Origin of the sequence: Phyllobacterium sp. SL163, assembly GCF_049896885.1 — a bacterium.
Taxonomy (GTDB): Bacteria; Pseudomonadota; Alphaproteobacteria; order Rhizobiales; family Rhizobiaceae; genus Phyllobacterium; species Phyllobacterium calauticae.
Genome location: NZ_JAFCVE010000016.1, coordinates 1 through 13,570, shown reverse-complemented (window position 1 = coordinate 13,570; position 13,570 = coordinate 1). Strand labels below are relative to the sequence as shown.

Genomic DNA, 13,570 nt, shown 5'->3' with positions numbered 1-13,570 from the left:
CTCAGTCTGCTGTCAGGTGCGGCAGGCGCCGCGCATGATGAAGTCGACGATTTCCTGGTGGACCGCCTCTTCGGACAGCGGCCCGTCCGGTCGATACCAGCGGAGATGCCAGTTGATCACGCCGAGCAGGTTGAAGGCGGTGACACGCACATGGTCGGAATTGAGCCCGCCCTCCGCGCTCAGCCGCCCCAACACCTCCGAATAGATCCCCAGAACGTCGCGCTGGATCTCGGCCGTGGCCTTGCCCACGTCCTCGGCAAGCTCCGTCGTCTGGGCAAGGAGCATCAGCAGTTCGCGCCGATATTCGGCCGCCATCGCGAGGTGGGCACGCACCAGCGCCTCCAGCTGGGCACGCGGTGTCTCGGCCAAGTCTGCCGCTGCACGCAACCGATCCGGGAGCATCCGCACCGAACGGTCAAGAATTTCGCGCCACAGGCCGTCCTTGTTGCCGAAGTGATAGTAGATGTTGGACAGGCTGACGCCATGCACCTTGGCGATGTCGCGGATCGATGTCCCGCTATAGCCCTTCTCGGAGAACATGCCGACTGCCGTCGACAAAAGGTTCTCCCGGACGTCGCCCGAGCCGTCCACCGGATCGCCACCGCGGCCTTCAGATACTTCCATGCAGGTCTCCTCCCGCTCGATACTTATCGAACGTTCGTTCTATAACCCCACACTCGCGTCAATGTCAATGTGTCCCCATGACCAATTGTGCGATTGATGTGTTTTCCGGGACCATCCAACCCATCGAAGAATGGCACGGCTCCAAAAAAGGAGAGCCCGCTCGCAGCTGATGCCGCGCGAGCGAGCCCCATCGCAAAAACATTGCTGATCACGTCAGCAGGAAAGCCGGCCGACATCAGACAAACCCTGATGCCGCGGGCGCAGGCGCGCGCGCCTACGTGACGGTCATCATCAACGGACGACCCAGCCATTGCTGGCCCCGTGCCCTTTTGCGGGGCACGGGCCACGAGATCAGCCGGCCGCCAGGAACCAGGAACGACGCGCCTGCGTCAGGCCCGCGGCATAGATGCTAAAGGCAATGACGGCGGTTGCCGGGGCTGAGAACTCAGCATAATCGCCCCCCCAGACATGGAGCCAGATGCCGATGGCTGCAGCGACGAACCAGGCAGCGATGCCGAGGGGGTTGAAGGCGGGCACATGGCTGGAACGGTATTCGATCGTGCCGCCGACCAGCGCACTATATCGGTCGATCAGGATATGCGCCATGGCGACCGCCACCCAGGCGACGACGAAGATGCCCTGGTAGGCGAGCGCCGACAGAAGATAGGCGAAGACATCCGCGAGCATCAGCACATACACGATCGCGCCGACCGCGATTGCCCAGCCAATCCGCCCGAAGGGCAGTTTGCCGAAGAGCTGCACGAGCGCCTCCAGATTGACCGCTGCCAAATAGTAGTTGGCCGTGTTGATCCGGGTCTGCGTGACCCAGACGAACAGCAGGCCCCAGATCCCCATGAGCTTCAGCAGCGCCAGGAGCACGCTGACTTCCGAAAGGGCGCCGAGATCCGGCACGGTGCCGATCATGAACATGCCAAAGAGCCCGCTCACCAGGAAGGCCATGACATAGAAGGGCATGCCGAAGTTGAACCAGGCGTGATAGCCCGCATCCTCCTGCCGGCCGAAGCGGGCATAGTCGAAGGTGAACATCATCAGGACCCAGACGCCCATATAGTAGACGAAGCACGACCACCAGCCACCGGCCGGAGCACCGGTTTCCGGCCCGAGGTTCAGCCACTTGTCGCTATAGCCGTATTCGCCGACGGCGAGGACGACCGCCACGACGAGACCGAGGATGTAGAACGGCAACAGCACGCCGTTGAACTTGTCGAGCCAGGTCTGGATGCTGCCAAAGATCAGCGGCACGCTGTAGAGGACGACGATCAGCGCCGCGATGGGATAGGAAATCGACGGCAGGATCGTGGTGATGCCGACGGCGATCACCGAACCCTCGAAGACGGCATAGTAGATTGCCGTTGCGCAGAAGATGAGGGTCGCGAGCCCCGCGCCGACATTGCCGAAGAGCACCCGCGAGAACAGGGCGACGGAAAGCCCGGTGCGAATGGCAAAGCGGCTGAGTACCGCGTTGACGAGGCCGTAGACGACCACCGAGAGCACCATGCCGATAATGGCATTGCGCGTCCCGAAATTGAGCGCCATCGCCGCCCCGACGACGATGTAGAAGACGGCGCTGCACACCGCCCACCACGCCATGGTCAACGCCCCCCGCGGCATGCGCGCCTGTGGCGGTACCGCCACATTGGAGAAGTCAGAAGTCTCGGCCTCTACGGCCGATAGGTTGCCTGCCATTGTTTTCCCCTCTTCGTTGCAGGTGGCTGCCCCGCCCGTTGGCGGGGCCAGCCGTCAGTCTTCCCGTGTCAGCAGATAGCTGCCGCTTTCATGCAGAATGCTCGTCCAGCCGGGCTCGATGACGATGGTCGTCGTCACCTCCTCGATGATGGCCGGTCCCGTGACGCGGGCGCCGGCGCCGAGCTTGGCCCCCGCATAGATCGGCGTTAAGACCGGCTTGCCCGACTGGTCGAAGATCGCGTCGCGGTGGCCCTTCAGCGCCGCGCTGGCATCACCGCCAGCCGGAAGCTTCGGCGGGCGGACCTTCTCGATACGGCCATAGAGGGTGGATTCCAGGTTCACCACCTCGACAGCGCTGTGGCGCTCGGAATAGGTGTAGAGTTCCTCGTGTCGGGCATGGAACGCGTCCTTGACCTTCTCGATCGTGGTTTCGTTGATCGGGAAGGTGCCGATATCCACGGTGCACTCATGCACCTGGCCGACATAGCGCATGTCGATCGAGCGCTTGATGTCGATGGCATCAGCGGCAAAGCCGTCCGCCTCCAGATGCGCAACGCCCTTTGCTTCGATCTCTTCGAACAGGCTGTCGATGCGCTCATAGGCCGCCGCATTGTCGAGGCGCACGGGCGCGGGCGCCATGTAGTTATACTTCACGTCGGAAATGATCTGCCCGAAGGCGCAAAGGCCCGAGGCGAGCTTGGGCAGGATGATCGTATCGATACCCATCTCCCGCGCCAGCGCCGTGATGTGTGCCGCGGTCGCGCCCCCTGCGCCGACCAGCACGAAATCGCGCGGATCGTAGCCGCGCTCGACCGAGACGCGGCGGATGCCGTTGACCATCGAATTGTTGACGATAGCGAACATGCCATAGGCCGCCTGCTCCACGGAAATGCCGAGCGGGCCCGCGACCTTCGCCACCGCGGCGCGCGCCTTCTCGACGTCGAGCGGCAGCTTGCCGCCGAGAAGCCCTTGGGGGTTGAGATAGCCGAGCACGAGGTTTGCGTCCGACGTGGTCGGCTCGGTGCCGCCGCGGCCGTAGCAGGCCGGGCCCGGCTCGGAGCCGGCCGATTGCGGGCCGACCTGCAGGAGACCGAGCGGATCGATCCAGCCGATCGAGCCGCCGCCCGCGCCCAGCGTCTCGACCTGGATCATCGGAACGCCGATGCGGTAGCGCAGGAAGTCGATATTCTTGTTGAGGTTGGTCTGGCCGTTGCGGGTGAGCGTAATGTCGAAGGACGTGCCGCCCATGTCGACGGTGATGACGTTCTTGTGGTCGAAAGGCGCGCCAGCATAGAGACCCGCCTGCGGCGCTGACGCCGGACCGGAATTGATGGCGTAGACCGAGCGGTCGGTCATGACCTGACCCACGGCAAGCCCGCCGTTCGACTGGAAATAGCGCACCGGCTGCTTGGCCCCGAGCTGTCGGAAATAGGCGTCGACCGCCATGACATAGCGACGCATGACGGGGGCGAGATAGGCGTTCGTCACCGCGGTGGAGGTGCGGGTATATTCGCGCACCTGCGGGTAGAGTTCGACGCCGACGGTCAGGATTGCCTCCGGCATCATCTCGCGTACGATTTCGGCCGCGCGCCGCTCGTGGCTTGGATCGAGCACCGACCAGACGAAGGAGATGGCGACGGTCTCGACGCCTTCCTTCAGGAAGAGCCTGCAGGCCTCGCGCACGTCCTCCTCGTTGAGCGGCGTGCGCACCGAGCCGTCCGACAGGATGCGCTCGCGCACGCCGCGCCTGAGATAGCGCGGCACCAGCATGGTTGCAGCCGGATATTCGGGATCGTAGCGGAAGCCGTCCTCCTTGTGACCATTGCGGATCTCGATGGAATCCTCGTGGCCCGCCGTGCAGATCAGGCCCGTCTTGCCACCACGATGCGTGATGAGCGCGTTGAGACCGACCGTGGTGCCGTTGATGCAGAGGTCGCAGTTTGCGATGATGTCCTCGATCGGCCGACCGAGATCGGCGGCGATCAGCCCCAGGCCGTTCTCGATGGCCTTGGTGGGATCGGAGGGCGTGGAAAGCGCCTTGAAGAGCTTGACCTCACCGGTCGCACGGTCGGCGATGACGAAGTCGGTGAAGGTGCCGCCGGCATCGATGCCGAGGCGGTAGGAATGCATGGTCATGTCTGGTTTTCCTTACGCGGTGGCTCTGAGCCGTTCGGTTGCGGCCGTATCGACCTCGAGGGTCTGCGGGTTCGCGATCACGACGCCATAGTCGAGGCGGGCGCCCTCGATGGAGACGAGGCCGTTGCGCACGTCCCAGACCACCTTCTCGACCGGCCGCTCGAACGGATTGCCGTAGCCGCCGCCACCCGGATTGAGGTTGGTGATCGTCTGGCCAGGCTTGATGGTCTCGATGATGTTCTTCCGCTCGACCTCGACCTTGCCGTCGCGGCGCAGCTCCACCCGGCCGACCTTGGTGTCGACCATCGCAGACTTGGCGCCCGCCGCCCCCATGGCCGGGATGCGCCGGCCCTCGCCGAAGCCGATGCAAAGGATGTCGCCATTGAGCGGCTCGACCTCCCAGGCCGTGCCCGAGCCGCCGCGGAACTTGCCGGCGCCGCCCGAGTCGGTCATCAGCGCATAGCGGTGGATGACGATGGGATAGGAATATTCGAGCAGCTCGACATCGCCCGAGGTCAGCGCCCCGAAGCAGCATTCCGGGCCAACCGCGTGCCAACCGTCCTGCTTGGGTGTTGCCCCGCCTCCGGAAATAACGGTGGCGAGCACCATGGTCACGAATTCCTCGTTGTTGCGGGCGTCACGGCCGGCAATGTTGAGGCCGTTGGCATGGCCCCAGGAAGCCGAAACCTTGGAGGGCATCGCCTTCTCGAAGGCCAGGCGCACGGCGTCCGTCAGGGTTTCCATGGGCGTCGTCGTGCAGTTCATGTGCGGGGCCGGCTCCTGTGCGTTGCACAGCGTGCCCTTCGGGCCGAAGTCGAGGCTGACGCAGCGATAGAGCCCTTCATTGTAGGGTGGCGGCAAAGCCGCAAACATCATCAGCCCGAGATAGACGCCGGAATGGGAATTTCCTTCGTAGGAGTTGATGAAATAGGGCACCTGCGGCGGGCTATCGATCGCGATATGGCAGCTGTCTCCGGTGATGGTCACCGTCGCCTTGATCTCGAAATCGCCGAAGCCGTGGCCTGCATCCTCGAGGATGGCGGAGCCTTCATAGGTGCCGTCCGGCACGGTGGCGATCAGCGCCCGCATGTGGCGGTCGGCCATATCGAGCAGCGTGTCGACGCAGGCGTCCACTTCGGCCTTGCCGTACTTGTCGAGCATGGCGATGAGGTTGCGCTCCCCCACCTGGCAGGCGCCGATGAGCGCACGGAAGTCACCCTCCTGGTCGCGGCGAGCCCGCATGTTGGTGAGGATCATGTTGAGCACGTCATGGCGCGGCTTGCCGCGGTCCCAGATCTTGACGGGCGGGATGCGCAGGCACTCGGCGTAGATCTCCGTGGCGTTCGGGTTGTACCCGGCCGGGACCGGACCGCCAATGTCGGTGAGATGCCCCTTGCAGACGGTCCAGTAGACCAGCTCGCCCTTGTAGAAGACCGGCTTGTACATGCAGGTGTCGATGGCATGGCTGCCGCCAAAGGCCGGGTCGTTGTGCAGGAAGAGATCGCCTTCATGGATGTCGTCACCGAAGAAGGCGGCAACCGCCTTCATTGCTGGGATGAGCGAGCCGAGATGGATCGGGATGTCCTGGCCCTGCAGGATCATCTCCGGCCGGGCGTTGAAGAGCGCCGTCGAATAGTCGTGCGCCAGGTTGAAGACCGACGAGCGCGCCGTCTTTTCGAGCGCAAGCGTCATTTCGCGCTGGGTCGTCTCGAGCATGCCCCGCACGACCGAGAGCGTGATCGGGTCTACTTTTGCAGTCTGGGTATGAAGCATCGTGTTCACGCTGGTTGAGGGCGAGAACCGACGGCCTGGAAACCGGTCGTCTAGCTGAAATGTCTGTTCCCCGGCAGCCGGTATCTGTCGCACCGTTGAAGCCAGGATCAATCTAGGCAGAGATTTCTGCCTGCGTCTTTGCAGGCAGGGAACAACGATTTGCGCGCCGACGCATAAGCTGCCATTTTCATTGCCTGGCAGAAATCCTGTGCGTACCTTCGATCCCAAGAGGACGAGCCCGCATGAAGACGAGCATCACGACAGGCGCGACGCGCGCGCCGGACCGCAGCCGCCACTGGCACGAGGCCATCGCGTCGGCCTATTTTCCGCTCGACCTTCGCTTCCGCGAAGCCGACCGTTTTTCCGGCGACCTGACCACCTGGCGGTTCGGCGATGTGTCCATCTCCCGCCTCACCTCAGATTCGCTTCAATATCTGCGCCTGCCCCACCATTTCCGCGGGGCCAGGGAGGAGGAGTTCCTCGTGACCGTGCCGGCAAAGGCAGAAGTGTACTTTTCCCAGAGCGGTCGCGACGTCAAATGCCGACCGGGCGGCTTCATTTTGGAGCGCAGCAGTGAGCCCTACCAGTTCAGCCATGCCGAACCGGCCGACATGTGGGTGCTGAAGGTCGATGCGGATGCCTTGACCGGCCGTCTACGGGCGCCAGACAGATTCTGTACTTTGCAGTTCGAGGCAAACAATGGTGCGGGCGGCCTTTTCAACGACATGTTGCAGCTCCTGCCCGCACGTTTCGACGGGATGACACAGGAGGCAAGGGCGACGGTCGGCCGCCAGTTGGTCGATCTGCTCGTGCTGGCGATCAAGGCCGACGACCGTGTGCTCACGTCGGGCAACTCGACCGTTCGCGCCGCGCATCTGGCGCGTATCGAGGCCTATATCCGCACCAACCTTCACGAGTTCGATCTCGGGCCGGAGCGCATCGCACAAGCCTGCGGCATCTCCACGCGTTATCTCCACGAATTGTTTAAGGACACCGATCAGACGGTGAGGGGCTGGATCCGCGACCAGCGGCTGGCCGCCTGTCGGGACGCGCTGGCCGACCCCAACAACAATCAGACCGCCGCGGAGATCGCCTACCGTTGGGGCTTCAGCGACCAGACCCAGTTCTCCCGTGTCTTCAAGGCCCATTTCGGCGTTCCGCCGGGGGAGTTCCGGGAGAAGGCGCGCGGATCTACCGGCGGGGCGAGATAAAGGGCTGCAAACGCGCTCAGGCAATTCGACCACCGGCGGCTTGCGCAACCCGGCCGAAGACATCGCGCTTGCCGTCCAACCCGCAAGGTCACGCACAGGGCAACCGCACCCCTACCCAAGATGGCCGTGCAAGCGGCCTTGCAATGACGATGTCGCGGTCGGCAAGCTCCGCCGTCCATTCCGGCGCAAAGCCGACAACATCTCCCCAATACACCGCTGCTTGAGACATTTCGGCCGGCCGCTGGCACGAGCGGGGTCGCCGGGCGCCCGACGCTCCGGAAGCAATGGTCATTGCTTTGATGCAACCTATCCCTCCGGGCCGATGGAGTTCGCAATCGTCAGATTGTGCTCGAGACCGAGCCAGGGTGGGTTCTCCTGATACATTTCCTGGATCAGCTGCTTGACGAGCTCGATATGCGGGGAGCTGTCGCCGGCACGGTGGCTGAGGATGATCGGAGAGGTGGCCCTGTCACCCGAAAGAAGACGATAGTGAACATCGGATCTCAGCTTGCGGGCTGACGACGGTACGACGCACAGGCCTGCTTCTGCAGCCACGAGGCCAAGGGCTGTCTGGATCTCGCTGACCTCCAGTATCTCCGCCGGACGGACATCGCGGTCGAGCAGGAAATTCAGAACCTGGTCCGCGAAGCTCGGGCGCGGTTCGCGCGGGTAGACGATCAGTTTTTCTCCCGCAAGGGCTTCCGGCGGGATGGCATCGCTCTTGGAGGCGAGCGGGGTGCCTTCGGGGATAGCGACGGCCAGACGCTCCTCTCGGAGCACCGTGCTCACGATGGCGGTATCGGCGTGGCGCAGCCGTCCAAAGCCGATGTCGATCCGTCCCTCTTTCAAGGCGGGGAGTTGGTGGACCGACATCATCTCCAGAAGCTGGATATCGAGATCCGGCGCCTGCTGCCGTAGCTTGCGAACGAGTGCCGGCAGCCCGCCATAAAGGGTGGATGCGACGAAGCCGATCGACAGCACGCTGTTCTGGTTAAGGCCGACACGACGGGTCGCCTCCTTCATCTGCTCGACGCGGCCGAGGATCTGCAGGGCCTGTTCATAGAAGACGCGGCCGGCTTCCGTAAGGCGAACCGGCCGGCTGGAGCGGATGACGAGCTCTACGCCGAGTTCTTCTTCCAGCAACTGGATCTGCCGGCTCAGCGGCGGCTGCGCGATATGCAGGATCTCCGCGGCCCGCGTGAAATTGCGTTCCCTGGCCACCGCCACGAAGTACCGGAGCTGTCGAAGATCCATGATCGTCCCTGCCTGTGTTGAGCATAATTTCAACAGAATGACCTAAATCATCCCGAAAATACAGCAGGCAAATCAAACATCATACTCTGAAGGTATCATGCAACACTCAATCAATCTTGGACGGCGGAGGTGAGTTCGCACATCAATGCCCCATGAACGCGACCATTCACCCCCCACTCCAGGCGCTTGCCGCTGCCCCCACCGTCGAACGCATCGAAACAATGCTTGTCGACCTGCCGACGATCCGGCCACACAAGCTCTCGGTCACGACGATGAACGGCCAGACGCTGATGCTTGTGATGATCCATTGCAGCGACGGCATTGTGGGCATCGGCGAAGGTACGACCATCGGCGGTCTGGCCTATGGCGGCGAAAGCCCGGAAGGCATGAAGCTTTCCATCGATCGCTATTTCGCACCGGTGATGCTCGGCGAAGACGCCACCCGCATCCAGTCCCTGATGGCGCGACTTGGCAAGATGGTGAAGGACAATCGGTTTGCCAAGAGCGCGGTGGAAACCGCTCTTCTCGACGCCCAGGGCAAGCGCGTCGGGCTGCCGGTCAGCGAACTCCTCGGCGGCCGCCGCCGTGATCGCCTCCCCGTCGCCTGGACACTCGCATCGGGCGATACCGCACGCGATATCGATGAGGCCGAGCAGATGCTCGCCCTTAATCGCCATGCGATCTTCAAGCTGAAGATCGGGCGGCGATCGGTTCGCGAAGATGTCGCCCATGTCGCAGCGATCAAGCGGGCACTCGGCGAGCGCGGCGCCGTGCGTGCCGATGTCAACATGGCCTGGACCGAGACCGAAGCCAATCTCGGCATCGCCGCTCTTGCCGATGCCGGCTGTGAACTGGTCGAGCAGCCGGTCCGATCCACGGCCGCCCTCGGTCGACTGGTTCGCCGTTTCCCGATCGCCGTCATGGCGGACGAGGCCTTGAGCGGGCCGGAAAGCGCCTTCGAGATCGCGCGCAGCAATGGGGCGGATGTCTTTGCCGTGAAGGTGGAGCAGAGCGGCGGACCTTTTAACGCTCAGCGTGTGGCAGCGATCGCCGATGCCGCCGGTATCGAGCTCTACGGCGGCACCATGCTGGAAGGGGCGATCGGCAGCGTGGTTTCGGCCCATCTCTTCTCGACCTTTGCTGATCTGAAATGGGGAACCGAGCTTTTCGGACCACTGCTTCTCACCGAAGAGATCCTCGAAAAGCCGCTCGACTACAGCAATTTCTCGCTGGCCGTGCCGACGGCCCCAGGGCTTGGCATCACGCTGGACCCGGACAGGCTGAAACACTTCACACGCGAGGGATCTCGCCACATGACCTGCGCGACGGAATGAGGAGAAGACCATGCTGTTTCACGTCAAGATGACGGTCAATCTGCCGCATGATCTGCCAGCGCAGGAGGCCGCAGAAATCTTGCAGCGCGAGAAGCGCTATTCGCAAGACCTGCAGGCAAAAGGCAAGTGGCGGCATATCTGGCGGATCGCCGGCCACTACGCGAACGTCAGCATTTTCGACGTGGCCGACAATGAGGAGCTGCATGGGCTTCTCTCCGGCCTGCCCCTTTTCAAATTCATGGACATCGAAGTGATGCCGCTGCTGCGCCATCCCTCGGCTGTTCGAGACGACGACAGTTGACGACATGCCGGCAGCGGCCGGCGCAATTCAACCCATGTGAGGAGGACATGACATGAGCGTAAAGATCTTCAACCGCCCCGACATCCAGGACTTTCTGAAGGTCCTGAGCGGCCAGGACAAGACGAGCGGCAATCCGCGCGTCAAGCAAATCGTCCACCGGGTCGTATCCGATCTCTTCAAGACGATCGATGACCTCGACGTGACGCCCGACGAATACTGGACCGCAATTGCCTGGATCAACGAGATCGGTGCCGCGGGTCAGGCCGGCCTGATTTCCCCGGGCCTTGGCCTCGACCATTTCCTCGATGAGCGTCTGGACGCCATCGACGAAGCACTCGGCATCAAGAACGAAACGCCGCGGACGATCGAGGGACCGCTCTACGTGGCCGGAGCTCCGGTCTGTGAAGGCTTTGCCCGTCTCGACGATGGCACCGACACAGACGGTCACACGCTGATCATGCACGGCACCGTCTATGGCGCCGACGGCAAGCCGAGCGCCGGGGCAAAGGTCGAAGTCTGGCATTGCGACACGCGCGGCTTCTACTCACACTTCGATCCGACGGGCAGGCAGGCGCCCTTCAACATGCGCCGCACGATCATTACCGACGAGCACGGCCGCTACAAGTTCCAGAGCATCGTGCCGCACGGCTATGGCGTTCCCCCGGGCAGCCCGACCGAGAAGCTCCTGTCTGCGCTCGGCCGCCATGGCCAGCGTCCGGCCCATATCCACTTCTTCGTCAGCGCCGATGATCACCGCAAGCTGACGACACAGATCAATATCGCCGGCGATCCGCTGATCAACGACGATTTCGCCTATGCGACCCGTGACGGTCTGGTGCCCGACGTCATCGAACGCACCGACGACGCCAGCATCACGGCGAACGGTCTTACCGGTCCCTTTGCCGAAATCGTATTCGACATCAAATTGACTGCCCTCGTCGACGGCGTCGACAACCAGGTGAATGCCCTGCGCCCGCGCGCCGCTGCCTGACCCGACAGGTGGTCCGGGAAGACCGGACCACCTCCCCCTTCGTCCCAATCCATCGACATCGTTGCCACGGCGGGGATCTATCCCCTCCGCGGTGGGAGAGAAACCGTGTCCAAGATCATCAACAAGCATGCTGCCCTGCAGGACCTGCTGGCCAATGCGGTCGAAGACGATCACGAAGCTGGCGTCTTCAGATGCCGCCGCGACATCTTCACCAATCCGGACCTGTTCGAACTGGAGATGAAATACATCTTCGAGAGCAACTGGGTCTATCTCGCCCATGAAAGCCAGATCCCGGAGGTAAACGATTATTACACCACCTCGATCGGTCGCCAGCCGATCGTCATCACGCGCGACAAGACCGGGACGCTCCATGCGGTGATCAATGCCTGCGCCCATCGCGGTGCGATGCTGTGCCGTCGCAAGCATGGCAACAAGGGCTCGTTTACCTGTCCCTTCCACGGCTGGACCTTCTCCAACAACGGCAAACTGCTGAAGGTGAAGGACGAAAAGACGACCCAATATCCGGAACAGTTCGCCAAGGACGGGTCGCATGACCTGACGCGTGTGGCCCGCTTCGAAAACTATCGCGGCTTCCTGTTCGGCAGTCTCAATGCCGATGTCGCATCGATCGAGGATTTCCTCGGCGAGACGAAAGTAATCATCGACCAGATCGTCGACCAGGCCCCTGAAGGCCTCGAGGTTCTGCGCGGGAACTCGTCCTACATCTATGACGGCAACTGGAAGCTCCAGATGGAGAACGGCTGCGACGGCTATCACGTCAGCTCCGTCCACTGGAACTATGCCGCGACCATGGGCCGCCGCAAGGAAGAGGGCACCAAGGCCGTCGACGCCAATAGCTGGAGCCGGTCGGTTGCCGGCGTCTACGGCTTCGACAACGGACATATCCTCCTCTGGACCAATACCATGAACCCGGAAGTGCGCCCGGTCTACAACAGGCGCGACGAAATCCGGGAACGGGTTGGCAGCGACAAGGCCGATTTCATCGTCAACCAGACCCGCAATCTGTGCGTCTACCCGAACGTCTTCCTGATGGACCAGTTCAGCACGCAGATCCGCGTGACGCGCCCGATCAGCGTCGACAAGACCGAGATCAGCATCTTCTGCTTTGCGCCCAAGGGCGAAAGTGCGGCCGACCGGGCACTGCGTATCCGGCAATACGAGGACTTCTTCAACGTGTCAGGCATGGGCACCGCAGACGACCTCGAAGAGTTCCGCGCCTGTCAGACCGGCTATGCCGGAACCGCGGCGCTCTGGAACGACCTTTCCAGAGGTGCACCGCTCTGGATCGACGGGCCGGACGATAACGCGCGCCGGATGGGTCTGAAGCCCCTGCTCTCGGGCGAACGCAGCGAGGACGAAGGGCTCTTCGTGCGCCAGCACGAATACTGGGCCAAGGTGATGCGCAACGCGCTTGCCACAGAGATCGAAGGAGCGTCCGCATGAGCGCGATCGAGACCCAAATTGCCGCCTTCCTCTACCGCGAAGCCCGCCTCCTCGACGACCGCCAATGGGACGAGTGGCTGACCTGCTATGCCGACGATGCCAGCTACTGGATGCCGGCCTGGGATGACGACGACCAGTTGACGGAGGATCCGCAGAGCGAAATCTCCCTGATCTATTACCCGGACCGCGGCGGGCTCGAGGATCGCGTTTTCCGCATCAAGACGGAGCGATCGGGCGCATCGACACCGGAGCCGCGAACGAGCCACATGATCTCGAACATTGAGATCCTCTCGGACCAGAGCGCGGAGATCAAGCTTCGCTACAATTTTCTCACGCTCAATCATCGCTACCAGATCACCGACCAGTTCTTTGGCACGGTGTTCCTGACCCTGCGTCGCACCGGAACGGGTTTCCTGATTACCGCCAAGAAGGTCGTTCTGAAGAACGATTACATCCGCCAGGTCATCGACATCTATCACATCTGACAGACCAGAAGGCTCGCCTTTGTCGGGGAGGAGAAACCATGAGCAATTACCGGATCGCATTGAATTTCGAAGACGGCGTCACGCGCTTCGTGGAATGTCGGGCGGGCGAGAAATTGCTGGACGCGGCCTATCGCAGCCAGATCAACCTGCCGATGGATTGCTCCGACGGCGTGGGGCTCCGTGGGCATTTCTACATTAATACACGCTAAGGGAATTTGAAGTTGTTTGGATTGAAGCGGTTAGCCCGGATTGGCCTGAAGCGTTCGAGGGGTCGGTCAATTTCGTTCCAG

Annotated in this window: 11 protein-coding genes and 1 pseudogene; 7 read left to right on the top strand and 5 right to left on the bottom strand. The window is 62.5% G+C overall.

Annotation, left to right across the window (positions count from 1 at the left end; all coding sequences use genetic code 11):
• Window positions 1-12: 12 nt before the first annotated feature.
• The 4 genes from ACP7B1_RS24300 to ACP7B1_RS24285 all read right to left on the bottom strand — a co-directional run bounded on the left by ACP7B1_RS24300 (window position 13) and on the right by ACP7B1_RS24285 (window position 6,240).
• Window positions 13-624: a TetR/AcrR family transcriptional regulator gene (locus tag ACP7B1_RS24300; protein WP_395773284.1), complete on the bottom strand. Its 612-nt coding sequence runs from the start codon at window positions 622-624 to the stop codon at window positions 13-15.
• A gap of 351 nt (window positions 625-975) precedes the next feature.
• Window positions 976-2,331: a purine-cytosine permease family protein gene (locus ACP7B1_RS24295; protein WP_395773285.1), complete on the bottom strand. Its 1,356-nt coding sequence runs from the start codon at window positions 2,329-2,331 to the stop codon at window positions 976-978.
• Between the two features lie 54 nt (window positions 2,332-2,385).
• Window positions 2,386-4,467: a hydantoinase/oxoprolinase family protein gene (locus ACP7B1_RS24290; RefSeq protein ID WP_395773286.1), complete on the bottom strand. Its 2,082-nt coding sequence runs from the start codon at window positions 4,465-4,467 to the stop codon at window positions 2,386-2,388.
• A 12-nt stretch (window positions 4,468-4,479) separates the two neighbouring features.
• Entirely contained in the window at window positions 4,480-6,240 is a 1,761-nt protein-coding gene (locus ACP7B1_RS24285; protein ID WP_395773287.1) for a hydantoinase B/oxoprolinase family protein, read from the bottom strand.
• Window positions 6,241-6,482: 242 nt separating this feature from the next.
• Between ACP7B1_RS24285 and ACP7B1_RS24280 the strand changes: the two genes are divergently transcribed.
• Complete coding sequence (locus ACP7B1_RS24280) at window positions 6,483-7,451, top strand: helix-turn-helix domain-containing protein (protein ID WP_298801151.1); 969 nt, start codon at window positions 6,483-6,485, stop codon at window positions 7,449-7,451.
• Window positions 7,452-7,757: 306 nt separating this feature from the next.
• Here the strand turns inward: ACP7B1_RS24280 and ACP7B1_RS24275 are convergent, their stop codons facing one another.
• Complete coding sequence (locus ACP7B1_RS24275; RefSeq protein WP_298801150.1) at window positions 7,758-8,705, bottom strand: LysR family transcriptional regulator; 948 nt, start codon at window positions 8,703-8,705, stop codon at window positions 7,758-7,760.
• Between the two features lie 152 nt (window positions 8,706-8,857).
• Here ACP7B1_RS24275 and ACP7B1_RS24270 point away from each other — a divergent pair, with 152 nt between their 5' ends.
• The 6 genes and pseudogenes from ACP7B1_RS24270 to ACP7B1_RS24245 all read left to right on the top strand — a co-directional run.
• Window positions 8,858-10,039 carry a muconate/chloromuconate family cycloisomerase gene (locus ACP7B1_RS24270; RefSeq protein ID WP_298801149.1) on the top strand — a complete coding sequence of 394 codons (1,182 nt, stop codon included), beginning with the start codon at window positions 8,858-8,860 and terminating at the stop codon, window positions 10,037-10,039.
• A 10-nt stretch (window positions 10,040-10,049) separates the two neighbouring features.
• A complete protein-coding gene (catC, locus tag ACP7B1_RS24265; RefSeq protein ID WP_298801148.1) occupies window positions 10,050-10,340 on the top strand; it encodes a muconolactone Delta-isomerase in 291 nt (96 codons plus the stop codon).
• Between the two features lie 52 nt (window positions 10,341-10,392).
• Window positions 10,393-11,331, top strand: coding sequence for a catechol 1,2-dioxygenase (catA, locus tag ACP7B1_RS24260; protein WP_298801147.1), 939 nt, complete (start codon window positions 10,393-10,395; stop codon window positions 11,329-11,331).
• 105 nt (window positions 11,332-11,436) lie between these two features.
• Window positions 11,437-12,795, top strand: a complete 1,359-nt coding sequence (locus tag ACP7B1_RS24255) for a Rieske 2Fe-2S domain-containing protein (RefSeq protein WP_298801146.1) — start codon at window positions 11,437-11,439, stop codon at window positions 12,793-12,795.
• The gene (gene benB / locus ACP7B1_RS24250; RefSeq protein WP_298801145.1) at window positions 12,792-13,280 is read left to right on the top strand and encodes a benzoate 1,2-dioxygenase small subunit; all 489 of its coding nucleotides are present in this window, start codon (window positions 12,792-12,794) and stop codon (window positions 13,278-13,280) included. The genes ACP7B1_RS24255 and benB overlap by 4 nt, the downstream gene beginning before the upstream one ends.
• A 38-nt stretch (window positions 13,281-13,318) precedes the next feature.
• Window positions 13,319-13,453: pseudogene (locus tag ACP7B1_RS24245) on the top strand (2Fe-2S iron-sulfur cluster-binding protein); the annotation flags it as partial.
• Window positions 13,454-13,570: the final 117 nt, after the last annotated feature.

Coding starts and splice junctions, on each gene's coding strand:
- ACP7B1_RS24300 (WP_395773284.1), bottom strand. CDS start 624: ATGGAAGTATCTGAAGGCCGCGGTGGCGATCCGGTGGACGGCTCGGGC.
- ACP7B1_RS24295 (WP_395773285.1), bottom strand. CDS start 2,331: ATGGCAGGCAACCTATCGGCCGTAGAGGCCGAGACTTCTGACTTCTCC.
- ACP7B1_RS24290 (WP_395773286.1), bottom strand. CDS start 4,467: ATGACCATGCATTCCTACCGCCTCGGCATCGATGCCGGCGGCACCTTC.
- ACP7B1_RS24285 (WP_395773287.1), bottom strand. CDS start 6,240: ATGCTTCATACCCAGACTGCAAAAGTAGACCCGATCACGCTCTCGGTC.
- ACP7B1_RS24280 (WP_298801151.1), top strand. CDS start 6,483: ATGAAGACGAGCATCACGACAGGCGCGACGCGCGCGCCGGACCGCAGC.
- ACP7B1_RS24275 (WP_298801150.1), bottom strand. CDS start 8,705: ATGGATCTTCGACAGCTCCGGTACTTCGTGGCGGTGGCCAGGGAACGC.
- ACP7B1_RS24270 (WP_298801149.1), top strand. CDS start 8,858: ATGAACGCGACCATTCACCCCCCACTCCAGGCGCTTGCCGCTGCCCCC.
- catC (WP_298801148.1), top strand. CDS start 10,050: ATGCTGTTTCACGTCAAGATGACGGTCAATCTGCCGCATGATCTGCCA.
- catA (WP_298801147.1), top strand. CDS start 10,393: ATGAGCGTAAAGATCTTCAACCGCCCCGACATCCAGGACTTTCTGAAG.
- benB (WP_298801145.1), top strand. CDS start 12,792: ATGAGCGCGATCGAGACCCAAATTGCCGCCTTCCTCTACCGCGAAGCC.